Annotated in this window: 11 protein-coding genes; 7 read left to right on the top strand and 4 right to left on the bottom strand. The window is 67.7% G+C overall.

All coding sequences use genetic code 11. The features are described from left to right. Window positions 1-100 precede the first annotated feature (100 nt). Entirely contained in the window at window positions 101-937 is an 837-nt protein-coding gene (locus E3T40_RS04400; RefSeq protein ID WP_134542782.1) for an exodeoxyribonuclease III, read from the top strand. A 453-nt stretch (window positions 938-1,390) separates the two neighbouring features. Here E3T40_RS04400 and E3T40_RS04390 read toward each other — a convergent pair whose 3' ends face one another. Then, the gene (locus E3T40_RS04390) at window positions 1,391-1,891 is read right to left on the bottom strand and encodes a hypothetical protein (protein ID WP_134542781.1); all 501 of its coding nucleotides are present in this window, start codon (window positions 1,889-1,891) and stop codon (window positions 1,391-1,393) included. Between the two features lie 149 nt (window positions 1,892-2,040). Between E3T40_RS04390 and E3T40_RS04385 the strand changes: the two genes are divergently transcribed. Beyond that, complete coding sequence (locus E3T40_RS04385) at window positions 2,041-3,408, top strand: hemolysin family protein (RefSeq protein ID WP_134542791.1); 1,368 nt, start codon at window positions 2,041-2,043, stop codon at window positions 3,406-3,408. Continuing rightward, window positions 3,401-4,441 (top strand): hemolysin family protein, encoded by a 1,041-nt coding sequence (locus tag E3T40_RS04380; RefSeq protein ID WP_134542780.1) that lies wholly within the window; start codon window positions 3,401-3,403, stop codon window positions 4,439-4,441. Before E3T40_RS04385 ends, E3T40_RS04380 begins: the two co-directional genes overlap by 8 nt. A 73-nt stretch (window positions 4,442-4,514) precedes the next feature. Here E3T40_RS04380 and E3T40_RS04375 read toward each other — a convergent pair whose 3' ends face one another. Next, entirely contained in the window at window positions 4,515-5,144 is a 630-nt protein-coding gene (locus E3T40_RS04375) for a TetR/AcrR family transcriptional regulator (RefSeq protein ID WP_370287870.1), read from the bottom strand. Between the two features lie 170 nt (window positions 5,145-5,314). On the opposite strand from E3T40_RS04375, the gene E3T40_RS04370 reads away from it, so the two are divergent. Then, entirely contained in the window at window positions 5,315-6,016 is a 702-nt protein-coding gene (locus tag E3T40_RS04370; protein WP_134542779.1) for a DUF4386 domain-containing protein, read from the top strand. A 48-nt stretch (window positions 6,017-6,064) separates the two neighbouring features. Here E3T40_RS04370 and E3T40_RS04365 read toward each other — a convergent pair whose 3' ends face one another. Further along, a complete protein-coding gene (locus E3T40_RS04365) occupies window positions 6,065-8,965 on the bottom strand; it encodes an AMP-binding protein (RefSeq protein ID WP_370287868.1) in 2,901 nt (966 codons plus the stop codon). On the opposite strand from E3T40_RS04365, the gene E3T40_RS04360 reads away from it, so the two are divergent. Beyond that, window positions 8,954-9,652 (top strand): CHRD domain-containing protein, encoded by a 699-nt coding sequence (locus tag E3T40_RS04360; RefSeq protein WP_158252160.1) that lies wholly within the window; start codon window positions 8,954-8,956, stop codon window positions 9,650-9,652. The two genes, E3T40_RS04365 and E3T40_RS04360, sit on opposite strands and share 12 nt — an antisense overlap. Before the next feature lie 225 nt (window positions 9,653-9,877). Here the strand turns inward: E3T40_RS04360 and E3T40_RS16300 are convergent, their stop codons facing one another. Further along, window positions 9,878-10,027 (bottom strand): hypothetical protein, encoded by a 150-nt coding sequence (locus E3T40_RS16300; protein WP_158252009.1) that lies wholly within the window; start codon window positions 10,025-10,027, stop codon window positions 9,878-9,880. Between the two features lie 395 nt (window positions 10,028-10,422). Here E3T40_RS16300 and E3T40_RS04355 point away from each other — a divergent pair, with 395 nt between their 5' ends. Together E3T40_RS04355 and E3T40_RS04350 are read left to right on the top strand one after the other, a co-directional pair. Further along, window positions 10,423-11,238, top strand: a complete 816-nt coding sequence (locus tag E3T40_RS04355) for an alpha/beta fold hydrolase (protein WP_104170683.1) — start codon at window positions 10,423-10,425, stop codon at window positions 11,236-11,238. 124 nt (window positions 11,239-11,362) lie between these two features. Then, window positions 11,363-16,066, top strand: coding sequence for an SCO7613 C-terminal domain-containing membrane protein (locus E3T40_RS04350; RefSeq protein WP_134542777.1), 4,704 nt, complete (start codon window positions 11,363-11,365; stop codon window positions 16,064-16,066). The last annotated feature ends 6 nt before the right edge of the window (window positions 16,067-16,072 follow it).

Here is a 16,072-nt window from a genome sequence, read left to right as displayed (position 1 = left end):
GTGCTGCGCCGCTGTGCGCCCGGCACGCCACGCGCGTAACGGCGCAGCACCGGCGTGGCCGGGAATCCGTCACAGCGCATCCGTCAAATAGGCTGGAAGCATGCGCATCGCCACCTGGAACGTCAACTCCATCCGTGCCCGAGTCGGCCGGGTCGTCGACTGGATGGTGCGCGAGGACATCGACGTGCTCGCGATGCAGGAGATCAAATGTAAGCCTCCGCAGTTCCCGGCGCAGGCGTTCGAGGACGCCGGCTACGAGCTCGCCGTCCACGGCCTCAGCCAGTGGAACGGCGTCGCCTTCGCCAGTCGCCTCGAGATGGCGGATGTCGCCACCGGCTTCCCCGGCATGCCCGGCTTCCTGAAGGGCCAGGAGGGTCCCGGCCTCCCGCTCGAGGCCCGGGCGCTCGGCGTTACGGTGGAGGACCTGCGGTTGTGGAGCCTGTACGTTCCGAACGGACGCAGCATCGACGACCCGCACTTCGCCTACAAGCTGGACTGGCTGGAGCGCCTGCGCGCGCACGCCCGGGACGAACTGGCTCGCGACCCGCACCTGGCCCTCGCACTGATGGGCGACTGGAACGTGGCCCCATTCGAGCGTGACATGGGTGACCCGAGCTTCGTTCCCGGCAAATCCACTCACATCTCCGAGCCCGAGCGGGCCGCGTTCCGCGCGTTCGAGGCGGAGGGCATCTTCGATGTGGTGCGCCCGCTGGCTCCGGAGGGTTACACCTTCTGGGACTACAAACAGCTGAGGTTCCCCCGCAACGAAGGCATGCGGATCGACTTCATCCTCGGCTCCCCCGCGTTCGCGGATCTGGTGACCGCGGCGAGCATCCACCGCAATGAGCGCAAGGGTGATGCGCCGAGCGACCACGTTCCCGTGGTCGTGGAGCTGGCCCTCGAGGGCGAAGACGACGACCGCCCGATGATCTTCTAACCGGCGCACCGAGCCGGAAACGTGCCGGCAACGGCGCGTGCGAGCGCGAGCGCGAGCGCGGCGGCGCTACTCGCACAATGTCTTCCGTACCCTGGGGGCGCCACAGTATCGCCACAAGATCGCCACAAGCGCGCCCAGCGACTCTCGTCACCGTCTCCGTCACCCGCCGCGTCGAGCCGACCCGCATCTCTGAGGCCACGCGCTGGGCTCAGCGGGGCCAGGACCTTCCTGGTCATGCCCCAGATCACCCGGATGCTGCGCCCCTGGCTGCGACGGCGGCCCCCGGAGCTAGATGAGTGAGTCCGAATCGTTTGGTTGTGTCGCTTTCGCAAGGTCAGAGCTGACCGCACCGAGTGGCCTCGGTTCATCGAAGGCGGAACACTGTGCCCGGCGTCGAACCAATTCGACGGAGATTTTAGGTCAAGCACCCGTTTTTGAGCCGAGACACGCTTTCTAAAGCAAAATCTCCGTCGAATTCGTTCGGAACGAGGCGCAGGGCCTCGGACTCAGCTCGGCCGGCATTCCCTCGCTTTGTGGTCCGGAGCCGTGTTCGGCTTCGAGCGATCGATGTCGTGCTCGGCCATCGGCCGGCCGGCCGCTAGATCGGGGCAGGCAGCGCCGCGACGGCCACCACCGCGAACAGCTCCGCAGCGTCCAGCCGGAGACGAACCGGCCGAAGATGTAGGCACCACCGGCATCACGACCCCCTTGATGACGGATGCCGCCGCCACGCGTTTGCGCCCCGACCCCGCCTTGAGCAGGCGCTCCCCGTGCAACGACATGCCGAACGTCAGGAGCAGCCGCACCCAGCACGGTTTCAGCCATCGGAGTGTGAAAGAACACCCGGTTGATGGCCAGCCCGGCGCCGACGCCGATGATGCCGAGGAGCTCGACGAGATAGCCCACCAGGATCACGAATCCGATGATGGAGAAGCCGACCAGAACACCGCCCACGCGACGAGCTTAGGGAGGCCGGAACCGAGAGTTTCCCAGCCACAGCCGGGCACCGCCCGATAGTCTTACCCTCCTCATGGACCCTGATAAACCCTCGCCCATCCAGCCACGCCTCGACATCCTGTGCCCGAATCTGAGAGGGCCACATGCTGTTTGAGTGGGCGATGGTGGGGGTCGGGCTTCTCCTCACCGTCGGAACGGGCATCTTCGTCGCCGCCGAATTCTCCCTGGTCACCCTGAACCGCAACGAGCTCGAGGCCCGGCAGGAACGCGGCGAGAAACGCCTCGGCCCGACCATCAAGGCCCTGAAGATCACCTCCACGCACCTGTCCAGCGCGCAGCTCGGCATCACGCTGACCACCCTGTTGACCGGGTTCACCTTCGAGCCCGCCATCAGCTCGCTGCTGACCGGGCCGCTCACGGGCGCCGGCGTGCCCGAAGGACTCGTGCCGCTGCTCGGCACCATCATCGCCATTTCGCTGGCCACCCTGTTCTCCATGGTGATCGGCGAGCTGGTGCCGAAGAACTTCGCCCTGGCTGTGCCGCTGGGCACGGCAAAGATCGTGGTGCCCCCGCAGGCCCTGTTCACCGCCGTATTCAAGCCCGTCATCCTGCTGTTCAACAACACCGCCAACGCCCTGATCCGCCTGGTCGGCATCGAGCCGAAAGAGGAACTCTCGGGTGCCCGCAGCGCCGAAGAGCTCAGCTTCCTCGTGCGCCGGTCCGCGACGGAAGGCGTGCTCGACAACGACCACGCGGCCATGCTGCACCGCACGCTGCGCTTTGCCAACCACACGGTCGACGACGTCATGACCCCCCGGGTACGGATGTCCTCGGTCAAGGTCACCGACTCTGCCGAGAGCATCCTGGCCCTGTCCACGGCCACCGGCTACTCCCGCTTCCCCGTGATCGACAGGGATTCCGACGACATCGTCGGGGTGCTGCACATCAAGGCGGCCTTCGCCGTCGAGCTGGCGCAACGCGACCAGGTCACCGCCGACGAGCTGAAGGTGGAGGCACTGCGTGTGCCCGAGTCGATGGCCGTCGACACGCTCCTGGGCCTGCTGCGCAGACAGGGCTTCCAGATCGCGGTCGTCGCGGACGAATACGGCGGAACGGCGGGCATTGTCACTCTCGAGGACCTCGTCGAAGAACTCGTGGGCGAGCTGGAAGACGAGCATGACCGGGCGAAAGCCGGCGTCATCCGTTCGGGGCGTTCCGTGGTGTTCGACGCCGGCTGGCGGCCGGACGAGCTGTTCGATCGTACGGGCGTCACGGTTCCCGAGGACGGCGACTACGAGTCCGTCGCGGGCTTCATCGCCGATCAGCTCGACCGCATTCCCGAACTCGGCGACGAGGTCCCCGTCGACGGGGGCATCCTGCGGATCGACCGAGTCGATGGCGTGCAGGTTCAGCGCGTGCGCTACACCCCGGAAGACCCCGAGCACGATCCGAGCCTGGCCACCAGACACGACCGAATCGTCACCCGAATCCAGAAGGACCTGACCCATGAGTGAGTACTGGCCGGGCCTGATCTGGCTCGTCGTGTTGTTGACCGTCAACGCGTTCTTCGTGGGCGCCGAGTTCGCTGTGATCTCGGCCCGCCGGTCGCAGATCGAGCCGCTCGCCGCCCGCGGCAACAAGGCGGCGAAGACCACCCTCTGGGCGATGGAACACGCGACCCTGATGCTGGCGACCAGCCAGTTGGGCATCACCGTGTGTTCGCTGCTGATCCTGAACGTGTCCGAGCCGGCCATCCACGGCCTGCTGGAGTACCCGCTGGCCCTGACCGGACTCTCTGAGCGCGCGATCAGCGTGATCGCCTTCGCCATCGCGCTCGCGCTCGTGACGTTCCTGCACGTGGTGTTCGGCGAGATGGTGCCCAAGAACATCTCCTTCTCCGTGCCCGACCGCGCCGCGCTCATCCTGGCGCCGCCGCTCGTTCTCGTCGCCCGCATCTTCAGCCCGGTGATCGTCAGCCTGAACTGGCTGGCGAACGGGGTGCTGCGCCTGTTCAAGGTGCAGCCGAAGAATGAGGCGACCAGCGCATTCACCCTCGACGAGGTGGCCGGCATCGTGGAGCAGTCCACCCGAGAGGGCCTGCTGACGGATGCCTCGGGCACCCTCTCCGCCGCGTTCGAGTTCACCTCGAAGCGAGTCTCCGACGTGGAGGTGCCGATCGGCTCAATGGTCTGCCTGCCGGCATCCGCGTCACCCGCCGACATCCAGCGGGCCGTCGCCCAGCACGGCTACTCCCGGTACATCCTCACTGACGTCGACGGGCAGCCCACGGGCTACCTGCACCTGAAAGACGTGATGGACCTCACCTCCGGGAGCACGTTCACGGAGCCGGTGCCGGCCACACGCATCCGTCGCCTGGCCTCCGTGTTCCGGGGCAGCGAGCTCGAGGATGCCCTGGCGTCAATGCGGCGCCTCGGCGCGCATGTCGCCACATCGTTCGACGCTGACGGAGTCGCCACGGGCGTTCTGTTCCTCGAGGACATCATCGAGGAGCTCGTCGGCCAGGTCGATGACGCCACCACCGTGTAGGTGACGGCCGGGGCGCGGCTGCCGCGTGGAATGTCAATGGGTGCCCGTCACGTGTGCCTCATGACGCCCTCATTCATTCAAAGGCCTGATCGGTGTCTCGCATGGTCTCGAGTCCGTCGAGCATGAGGTCGAGCCCGACCAGGAATTCATCCCCATAGGAGTATCCGGGCTTCAAGACGTGGTCGGCCGTGAGTTCAGCCAGGTACGGGTACTCGCTTGTGGGCAGCTGCGCCAGCATGATCGCGGCCATCGCTGCCGTCTCTTCCGGCGTGCTGAAGGGCAGGCTCTTCTCCTGCATCGCGAACCCGTAGATATAGCTGTCGACAGCAGAGAACGCGTGGGCCGTCTTCTCAACCGAGAAACCGCCGTTGCGGAAGGTTCCGATCACCCGGTCGTGGTGCCGGAGGGTGCCCGGTCCCGGGTTCGTTCCGGAGTCACGAACGGTCGTAGCCCAAGCATGACGGGCGAGGACATCCCGGAATGAGATCGAGCGCTTTCGGATGGCCGGCTTCCACTCATCGCTGTGTGACGGCAATTCGATCTCGCTGAAGATCGCATCGGCCATGGCGTTGATGAGGTCATCCTTGTTGGCCACGTGGTTATAGATCGACATGGCCTTCACATTCAGGTCCTCGCCCAGACGCCGCATCGTGAGTGCTCCAAGCCCCTCAGTGTCGGCGAGACGAACGGCGGTAGCGATCACCCGCTCGCGGTTCAAACGAGCTCGGGGTGCGGGTGCTGCTTCACGTGCTGCTGCCAAGTTTCTCTCCTGCACTCAAGCCGTTGACAAACCTTACCACGTACATATATCTTACTTACACTATAAGCATACGTCGTAAGCTTTAGCCGCAGATACAGTAAGGATTACGAGCCATGACCACTCACCTTCACCCCGCGCCCAGCACCACAGCGCCGGCTGTCACCCTCAACCCCTTCCGCTGGGCGCAGCGAACCGGGGCCCTCGTAACGGGCACCGCCCTCACGGCCATGGTGTTCCTCTCGATCTTTGGTTATTTCATCGCCATCAACGGCCTCGTGACCGCCGGTGATGCGGAAAAGACGACCGACGCCATTTCCGCCTCGCCGGCGCTGTGGCTCGCCGGGATCGGCGCACTGTGTGTCGTCGTCGTGCTGGACGTCGTCGCCGCCGCCGGCACCTACGCGCTCTTCAAGCCCGTCAGCCGTGTTGTCTCCGCTGTTGCCGGGTTGATCAGAATCGCTTTCGCCGGGTGGTTCATGGTCGCCCTCAGCCGGCTCGTGGTCGCCTTCAACAACCTCGATACCCCGGAAGCCGCGCTGGCCGACATCGACTCGTTCTCGTCGATCTGGAACACCGCCCTGGGCCTGTTCGGGGTGCATCTCCTCCTGATCGCCTATCTGTCGATCCGCTCCGGCTTCATGCCGAAGGTCTTTGGAATCCTGATCGGTCTCGCCGGCATCGGTTACATTGCCGACCTCATCGGCCTGGTGATGGCACCCGCTTTCACCCCGACCTTCGGCCTGTTCGGCTTCGTGGGCGAGACCGCCATGATCTTCTGGCTGCTCATCGGGGGACGACGTCTCCCGCGTTCCTAACCGCACCCGACCTCGCCCCGAACTATGCCCCGCTCATCCAGCCCAACGTCACCGCCGGCGACCGGCCGACGTTCTTGTCGCGAATACGTTGGTCATAAGCGTGCGGGTTGCGACCGCGGGATGACGAGTCCACCAAGCGCTCAGTGCGGAATACCCTCGCCAGGCGAGGATACCCACCGCGAAGGAGGCAAGGGTGGCGAGCAGCGGTACGTCGTTCCCGAAAAGCGGGAAGACCTGCCAATGGACGAGATATACGAACAACGATGCCGAGGCCACGACGCTCAGCACCGGCACCAGAATCCGCGGGAGGGGCACGGCCGGAAGCCAGAGGAGAAGAAGCAGTCCCGCTATCGTGGTCGCCTCACGGGCCGGGTCGCCGAAGAAGCCCGGAACGGAGAGCACGACGACCGCCGAGCTCAGCACCCGCCGCGTGACGTCCGTGGAACGCGCGATGAGCCAGCCGAGAGCGATGAGCCAGAGCACGATCGGCAGCGAATACCGTTCGGTCGGCCCGGCCTCGACCCCTCCGGTCAGCAGCAGGCGAAGCAGAAGCGCCCCCGCAAAGAAGGACGCCGCGAAGACGAAGGGGTATCGGCGCTCGATCCGGTCGAGCTGGGGCACGCAGAAGAGAAGCGCCAGGCCGAGGATCGTCCACACGACAGATTCCAGGAACCAGTACTGCCATTGCACCGTCCAGCGTTCGTCGCCGCCGAGCAGGTTGTGCAGCATGAAGACCGTCGCGGGTTCGTACATCCCTCCAATCAGGGCAACTCCACCGATCCACAGCACGGCCGGGACGAAGATCTGGACGGCGCTGCGCAGAAGCTTCCCGAGCCGCATCGGCCGAGGTACATCGGCGAACTGGAATCGGGCCAGGTTGTAGCCCAGGATTCCGAGCAGCAGGTGAGCACCGCCCTGTATGTGGAAGAGGTTGGCGTGCGTCCCCGTGATGAGCGCGATGGCGATAGCCCGCAGCAAGACGGATGTCTCCATGCGCGCCAGCGACCGTCGAGGTCGCGCCCCGGACGGTGCGGTTCGGCGGTTAGCCAACTCCCGGGCCGATTTCGCGGGCCAGTCCCTGGGGAGCGTGCCGAGCATCTGCTCGAGCCGCACCGAGACCTCGACGTAACTGAGCGAGTCGCCGTGCAGCGCGACGAAGCTGTCGTCCAGGACCGCATCCGGTCGGTCGAGGAGGGTTGAGTAGAGCGCCCGAATATTCTCCGCCGTCACGGTCCCTCTGCGATCCACCAGCGGGACTTTGCGCTCGAGGAGCGCCGCCTCCCGGAGCAGGCTCGCGGTGTCTGGCTTGCCGCTGGACGTCAGGGGGAACTCCGCGACAAGGTGCACCCGGACGCTGTGATCGGGCAAGCCAAGCGCCTCCGCGGCGATCGGCGCGACGAGCCCGAGGGCCCACCGCTCTCGCACGAAGACCACAAGGCGTTCCTCATGGTTCACCGCCCTCGCTTCGACACCGTCGTCGTCAAGGAGCCGTTCGACCCGGTCGAGGTCGATCCGCAGGCCGTATATCTTGACGAAGCGACTGCTCCGCCCGACGATTTCGAAGAGTCCGTCGTCGTGCTGGCGGGCTAGATCGCCGGTGCGCAGATCCCCCACTGTCGGTCCAGCGGCGAGTTCCTCCGGGCTCTCCGCGTATCCCATCATGACGTTCGGCCCGGTGTACACGAGGTCACCCACCGAGTGCTCGTCGGCGTCGTCGATGCGGAACTGCCCGCCCGGTATCGGGATTCCGATGGATTCAGGCCGGGTCGCCGCCAACTCCGGCGGCAGGTAGGCCATCCGTGCGGTCGCCTCCGTCTGTCCGTACATGACGACGAAATCGAATCCACGTTCCTGCCCCAGCCGGGCGTAATCGCGCACCCGGTCGGGGCCGAGCCGGCCGCCGGCCTGAGTGATGTAGCGCAGGCTCGAATGTTGGCGCCCAGCGAATCCGGTCGAATCGAGAAGGTCGAAGGTGTAGGGAACGCCGGCGAAGGAGGTGGCCCCTGCCGCGTCGAACTCGTTCCAGAATTCAGACTCGACCACCGAACGCTCGGTGAGGAGCAGGCTCGCCCCGGAGATCAGGTGGCTGTTCACGACTGAGAGGCCGTAGCAGTAATGCATCGGCAGGGTTGTGGCCGCCCGGTCCTGCTCGGTCAGGGCGAGGTAGTCGGCGATGCTTCTCGCGTTGCTGCGCACATTCTCGCGTGACAGCCGAACGAGTTTCGGCGATCCTGTCGAGCCCGAGGTGCTGAGCAGCAGTGCCAGCTCAGGGTGCAACGTGTGCCGGCTTCCCTCGCGTCGCTCATCCAGACGCCATTCGCCGCCGACGGGCGCCAAAACCACGTCGGGGTCGTAACGCTCAAGGAGCCCGTTCCTGTTCCGCTCCTGGCTCGGCTCGTCCCCGTCGCCTGCGATGAGGAGAACTGGATGCCCCGCCGCGAGCGCGGCGAGATAAGTCACCAGGGGCTCCAGGGCGTTCGCGCACGACACCATGACAAGTCGGCGGCCGTCTCCCAATAATTCCCGCCGGTCACGGACCAGTTCGTCCAGTTCGGCGTAGTTTATGGTTCCATTCGCGGTCACAAGGGCAGTCGCGGACGGATCACCGGAGAGGAGTCGGAGGGCCTCAAGACCGCCCGCCGGGTCGCGTTGGGTGCTCCTCAGTGGTTCTACCGCACATATTTTTGCGGGCGGGAATGCATCGTATGTTTTGTCGGTGCGCACGGCTGTCTCTGGTCGAAGTTTTCCCCCGCAGTCAAACTGAGGCAAGGCTAACCTTAGTTCAAGAACCCTGTGGATGGACCGGCAAAACTGCGACCTGCTCGGATGACCGACACGCACCCGGCCTTGTCTACATGACCAAACCTCATTACTGTCCGCTCCGAACCACCCATGATCAACGGGATCTCCTCGTTGACCGCTGACCAAGGAGTAATCGTGAAACGACATTCCATCGGAATTCTCGGAGTTTCGACTGTTGCGTTGTTCGCCGCAGCCGTACTCGGGTCCGGAGCAGCTCAAGCGCAGACCACGCAATCCGAACGCACCCCCAAAACGGTGACGTTGACCGCGAACCTCACGGAACTCAACGGCTCCGGGGCATCCGGAACTGCAACCGCGACAGTTCGCAACCAGAAGATCAAGCACATTGAAGTGCACGCCTCCGGGCTGACGCCCGATGCCCCGCACGCTCAACATATTCACTACGGCAACCAGGCGATGAAGGAGTGCCCCACCATCGCACTGGACAGCAACGGTGATGGCCGCCTGAACACCGTGGAAGGGATTCCCGCCTACGGACCGGTCGTCGTCTCACTGACGACGACAGGGGACACCTCACCGGCCAGCTTCCTGGACGTCACCCGTTTCCCGGTGTCTGAGAGCGGCAGCTACCACTACAGCCGCGACAATCTCCACATCACCAAGGTGGCGGGAACCGGATACCCCGGCCCCAGCGAAACGGGAACGGCGAAAGAGATCGCTGATTCCATCCGCGAGGGCGAAGGCGTCGTCGTGATCCATGGCGTCGACTACAACGGCAACGGCGAGTATGACTTCAGCCAGGGTCCAAGCGAGCTCGACCCGAACCTGCCTGCAGAAGCAACGGATCCGGCCGCCTGCGGCATCCTGGAATAGACAACACCCTCAGCACGACTCTGGGTTGAAAGCGCCTATGGCCCATCCTGCCGGATGGGCCATAGGCGTGCCGGAATCACTGTCGCGGGGAGAATGGCCATGAGTTGCCTGGAACGGCGGGTCGGTCGGGCGCACGTTCGCGAGCGAACCGGCCAGGGTCATCCGGCTGGTCTCGGGGACAAGAGAGAGGCACCCGGTAGGGGCCCGGCGAACGTATAGTTCGTGTCAGCTGTGGGACGCGTATCGACCCTCGGTCAGGTCTGACCGAACGGTGCTCACGTATCCATTCGGTGCGAGGATGCGGCCGCTTGATTCGGTCACGTAGGTACCGACAGGAAGGACCAGGTTGGTGGTGGTCGTGATGTACGCGTTCATGGTGTTCCTCGTATATTTCGGCCACGCGAAGCGAGCAGGAGTTCGCGGGGCAACCGGGACACAAGAGTCCTCGGACTTGCCCGCTCAGTCCCGGCGCAGGTGACGGGGCATTGATGGGGGCGTCGCGCGACCCTGGGGCGAGCGCCATGGGGTTGATCCGCTGGTCCCAGGTTGTGGGTCCAATTCATGGGGCCACGTCGTGGCCCAGAGCGGCAGACAATCAACTAATCGATCGGCGTCGATATATCGAGTGTGACTCTTGCCCCGATGGATGTCAATTTGTCCACCTGCACACCCGTCACCCGGGTTGGGGTCGCCGGCATTCAACGGTCACAGATTCGTGCGCTCACGGTAATTCCCTTGCCGCGGCGCCCGCCGCACGCCTACGCTGAATCATGCCTCACCTCACCGTTCCGGGCGCGTCGCTCCACTACGAGACGGCCGGCCACGTATCGTCACCGGCACTCCTCTTGCTGCATGCCGGCATCGCCAATCTGCGCATGTGGGACCCGCAGATCGACGCGCTGGCTGCCGGCCACTTCGTCATCCGTTTCGATAGCCGCGGATGCGGCCAGACGACCACCGAGAACGTGGAGTTCTCGCCGCGCGCGGACGCCCTCGCGGTGCTCGACCACCTCGGGGTGGCGTCGGCCACGCTGATCGGGTGCTCTCGCGGAGGCGGGACCGCCATCGACCTGGCCACGGAGAGCCCCGACCGCGTGGACGGCCTGGTGACCGTGGGAGCCGGGCCCAGCGGGTTCCCCGAAGTTGAACTGACCGATCTCGAGGACGCCCGGTTCGACGAACTGGATGCCGCGTTCGACGCCCAGGACTGGCACCGTCTGGTGCGCCTCGAGGTGGCGCTCTGGGCGTTCGGCCCACTGCGCACCGAGGCCGACCTCGACCCCGAATTCGTAGCCACCGCCTACGCGCTGGGCCGTGTCAACGCCGCGCATGCGGAAGAGTCCCCGACGCCGATTCCGCTCGAGCCGCCCGCTTTCAACCAGGTCAGCGACATCGAGGTACCCGCGTTCGTCTCGGTCGGTGAGTTCGACATCACCCCGCATCTCGCCGAATATGAGTACGTCCTGTCGACGCTCCCTGACGTCACCGGCTTCACCTTCCGCGATACCGCCCACCTGCCGAGCGTCGAACGGCCGGCGGATTTCAATCGGGTGCTCGTGGATTGGCTGGCGGAGCACCGGCTCTAGTCCGGCGCTGCCGGGGCGCACGAAGGCCGCGCCGGCCGGGTTTTCCCCCGGTTGACCGCGCACGAACCGGTCGGGACGGCCGGCCAGTACCCTTGGGGGAGTTCTCATCCAGCGAGGGGCAACGATGTCACGGACCGATTCAGACGACTCCTTTGCGGAGTTCGCGGGCACTGTCATCTGGCCGCGGAGTGCGGCCGAACTCACCGATACGACCCGGTGCCCGGCGTGCCGCGCCCTGCTGCATTCCTCCGTCTGTTCGAGCTGCGGGCTCGACCTCCGGCACCCGGCCGCGGTGCAGGTGCTGACCGCATCGACGGATGCCGCCGCCTCGCTCGACCGCCGCCGGGAACTGATCGGGCGTATCCGGTTCGACCTCGCCGAAGCGCGGACGGCTGCGCAGCGCCTGGCCGACAGCGCCCCGGCTGCCACCGCAGCGCTCAGCACTCCAGTCGCTCCGGCCACCCCGGTCACCCCACCCCGGCTCGCGATCCCGCCCGCCGCGCCCACCGCGCCCACACTCACGCCTCCCCGACCGCCGGCCGGCGCGCGCCCGCCAGCCCCGGAGTCCGTTCCCGCCGCTCCGCGGCGCTCGAGCGTGCAGGTGCTGCTACTCCTGGTCGGTGTGACTCTGGTCTCGGTGGCCGCGATCTTCTTCCTCACGGTGGCCTGGATCTTCGCCGGACTCGAGGCGCGCTCGGCGATCATCGCGCTGTTCACCGTCGCCGCGCTCGTCACATCCGGCGTTCTGCGGCGCAGACGGCTCGTCGCCACGTCGGAGGGAATCGGCGTGCTCGCCGTGGTGCTCGTGCTCCTCGACGCCTGGGCGCTGCGTGCGAACGACCTGTTCGGTCTCGCCTCCGCGGACGGCCCGGCCTACTGGGGCGTCACGCTGACGGTCTGCACCGCGCTGTTCCTCGGCTGGCACGCGGTGTCCGGACTCCGGGTCGCCAGCGTGGCCGGTTTCGCCGTCGCCGCACCGGGACTCGGCCTGCTCGTCGCCGGTCTCGCCGCCGGACAGCCGGACGAAACCCGCCTCTACCTCGGGTTCCTGGGCGCCGCGGTGGGTGCGCTGCTCCACCGTTTCACCCTGCCGAGCCCGGCCGCCGTGCCGGCCGCACCGGATGCGCATACCGCACCGGCCGCACCGGCCGCTGGCGCGGGACACCGCTACTGGCCGTCGGTCGATCGTGCACCGGAGCGCCTGGCCCTCCTCGTGCTGACCGCGCTCGCACTGGTCGGTGCCGGCACCACCGCCCCGTTCGTCGACGAGGCCATCGTGCTCGCCCCGCTCTGGACCCTGGGCGCCGTCGCGGTCGCGGCCCTGCTGCACGTGCTCGTGATCCTGCCTCGGGTGGATGCCGCGGCGAGCTACCGCGGGTTCGCCTACGGCTTGGCCGCCCTCGCCGCCCTGGCCGTCACCACCATCGCCCCGATCGGGGCCGGCCGCGCCGAGAATCTGACCCTGATGCTGATCCTGCCGATCCTGATCGCGGCGGCGCTTTCGCTCGCCGCCGAACTCTACGCGCGGCGTCGTGCCGTGGGTCCGACCCGCCTGGCCGCGATCTGGGCCGGGGTGACCGCCGCCGTGGTCGCGGCAAACGCGGCGATCCTCGTCGTCGGCTATGCGGCCTGGCCGCTGGGAGTCGCACTTCTGAGCGGGCTTGCCGCCAGCGACGAGCCGATGGAAGTGAACGTGGCACACAACGCCTGGGCACTCGGCACCCTGGCCGCCGTCGGAGGGCTCACCGGTCTCACCTGGGCGCTGGGCGGCATCCTGAAACCCCGTCGAAGGGTGGTCGCCTCGCTGTTCATGGGTGTCACGGTGTTCCTGGTGCCCTTCATCGGCCCGCTCGCCGTGGTGACCGGGCTCTACGCGCTCCTCGGCACGCTCGCGCTGGTCGTGCTGCTGTTGAACCGCCGGGGTCGGCTGCCGCTCGGCACATTCCGGCCCGTGATCGTGCCCTTCCTGATCCTGGCCGAGACGTTCGGCTACATCATCAGCTGGCACAGCAGCAGCACCTGGTGGATCGGCTCCGTCTCGGCGATTCTGGCGCTGTTCGTCGCCCGGCTGCTGCTTGGTCGCGGCACGGCCGCCGTCGGCCGGGGCATCCTCCTGGCCGGGGCCACCCTGCTCACGCTCGTCGCCGCCGTCGTCACGCCGTGGGCCCTGACGCTGGCGGCCCCACCCTCTGAAACGGCCCTCATCGTCGACGGCCTGCGCGCCCTCGCACTCGCGACCGCCCTGCTGCAGCTCGCGGTGTCATTCCCCGCGGGCCGCATCCTCACCGACACCGAGCGCCGCTGGGCATTCTGGGCGCTGCTGGCCCCGACCGTGGCGGGCGTCGCCCTACCGGTCACCGGTCTCGCGGAGACCCTGCCGGCCGGCGTTCGCGCCGCGCTGCTGCTGGGCTCCCCCGCCGTGGCGGTCGTGCCCACGGTGATCCTGCTCGGCGCCATCGGAATCTGGTTGCGGCTGCACGTCTACTCCGGCACCGCACGGATCGAGCGTGTCGTGGCCCTCGGCGCAGCCGCGCCAACGCTGCTCGCGCTGATCTGGTCCGTGCGGCAGACCACGGATGCCCCCACGCCCGTGGACGGCATCGCCGTCGCGACCGCGGCATTACTCGTCTGCGCCCTCGGCCTCGTACTCGACACGGTGGGGGCACGTGACACGGCCTCGAACACCCAAGGGCGGACGGACCGGCTCGCCCTCGAGGCCGGCGCGGGCCTGATTCTGGTTCCCGGCACTCTCCTGACTCTCGCCGCCGGGAGCCCCCTCGCCTGGCTCGTGCTGCTGCTGGTCGGCGCGACCGCCCTCGTCACGGCGATCGCCCCGGACGGGCTCTTCGGCTCCCGGTCACCGCGACGCCATCTTGGCTGGCTCGCCCTGCTGCTCGGCACGGCCGGCCTCTGGGTCGGGCTGAACCACGTCGGCACCGAGGCCCCTGAGCCGTACGTGCTCCCGGTCGCCGGCATGCTGCTGGTCCTGGCCGTGCTGATCCGCCGGTTCGGCCGCACCCCTCGGGCTGCAGCGGCAAGCCCGGCCGCGGCGCTGCTCACCCTGGCCGGCCTGCTCGTGGCGATCGTGCCGCTGGCGCTCGCCTCGGCCTCCGGCTCGCCCGCGCGTCCGATCGTCATGGCCGCGGCGTGCGGCGTGCTGCTGCTGGGCTCTGCCGCCGCGCGCTGGGGGCCATCACGATCGGCGTACCTTGCCGCCGCCTGGACGAGCGGAGCAATCGGGCTCCTGGTGACCAGCATCGTGCAGCTGATGCGCGTGCTCGGCGCACCCGGCGCACCCGATGCGCGGCTCGAATGCTGGTTGTTCCCGCTCGCTGCCGCGGCGGCGGGGGCGTTCCTGATCGGCGCCCGCACCGACCCCGCGACCCTCCGTCCGCGCACCATCGCGAGCATCACGCTGCTCGTGCTGGCGCTGGCGACCGTGACGACGGCCGAGATTGCCGCCTTCACCGGGGCCGATATGACCGATGACGCCGCCGTGACCGCGGTGCGTGCATCCGTTCTCGTGCTCGCCCTCGGGGTCGTGCACGTGCTGGCCGCGTGGCGGCTGCGCGCGCCCTTGACCATGGCCGTCGGCTGGGTTGCGGCGGGGCTGGCCGGGTTCGCCCTGGTGAGCGCCGTGGGGACGCAAGCCACCGAACCGTTCGAGTTCGTGACCGTGCCGCTCGGCCTCGCTATCGTCGTCGGCCAGGTGCTCGCCGGGCGCGCGCGACCGGCCGACACCGAGGCGCCGGTCGCCGTGCGGGCCCGCTGGATCACGGCCGGACTGGCCCTGGCCCTGCTGCCCGGCGCGGTGGTCGGCGGCACGGGCGATCTCCTCCGCCCCGTGCTGGCCCTGACCATCGGCGGTGCGTCCGCCGTCAGCGGGGCGCTCCTCCTGGTCCGGCCGCGCTGGGAATCCCTCGCCTGGCCGGCCCTCGGCGTCGGCGCGCTCACGGTTGTGCTCACGGCCGCATCCCGCATCCAGCCGCTGCTCGAGCTCGCGCCGAACGGCCCCGACACCCGGCTCGAGGCATGGCTGCTGCCCTCGGCGCTGATCCTGGCGGCCGTCGGCACAGGTCTCGTCACCGTCACCCGGCGCACCGATGAGGGTACCGGCCCGGGCCGCGGCGAAGCGACGGATGCCCCCACGCTGCGCCTCGGTTACGTCCTGTTGGTCCTGGCGATCGTCGGGGTTCTCGCGGCCGAGGTGGCCGCACTCGGCTACGAGCCGCTGGCGACCATCCGGGTGATCCTGCTCGTCTGGACTTTCTCCGCGCTGCACCTGGCGGCGTTCTGGTACGACGACAGCCGACTGGGCCGGATGGTCGCCTGGGTGGCAATCGGGGCTGGCGGCGGCGCCGTGGTCGCCGGGTCCGCGTACGCGGCGCCGGCCACGGTGGAGATCGTGAGCGTTCCTCTGGCCATCGCCCTGCTGGCCACCGGTTGGTTGCACCTCGACGTCACGCCGGCCGCGCGCAGCCGGCGCTGGCTTGCTCCCGGGCTGCTCGTGCTGCTCGTTCCGTCTGTGCTGCTCGACATCACCGAGAGCCCGCTCTGGCGGGTGCTGGGCCTCGGCCTCATTGCCACCGTGGTGATCGTGGTCGGTGCCGTGCGCAAGTTGCAGGCTCCGTTCGTGATCGGCGCGATCGTGCTGATGCTGCACGCGGTCGCGCAGCTCTGGCCCTGGATCTCGCTGGCCTACGGCGCGGTGCCGTGGTGGCTGTGGCTGGGCGTGGGCGGCGTCATCCTGATCGTGCTCGCGGCCCGCTACGAGCAGCGGATCGCGAACTTCAAGGCGATCTCGATGACTATCTCGGCGCTGCGGTAGCGGCCC

This window comes from Cryobacterium sp. TMT1-19 (assembly GCF_004403055.1).
Taxonomy (GTDB): Bacteria; Actinomycetota; Actinomycetes; order Actinomycetales; family Microbacteriaceae; genus Cryobacterium; species Cryobacterium sandaracinum.
The sequence above is the reverse complement of the archived record's forward strand: the minus strand, read 5'-3'. Positions and strand labels throughout refer to the sequence as shown.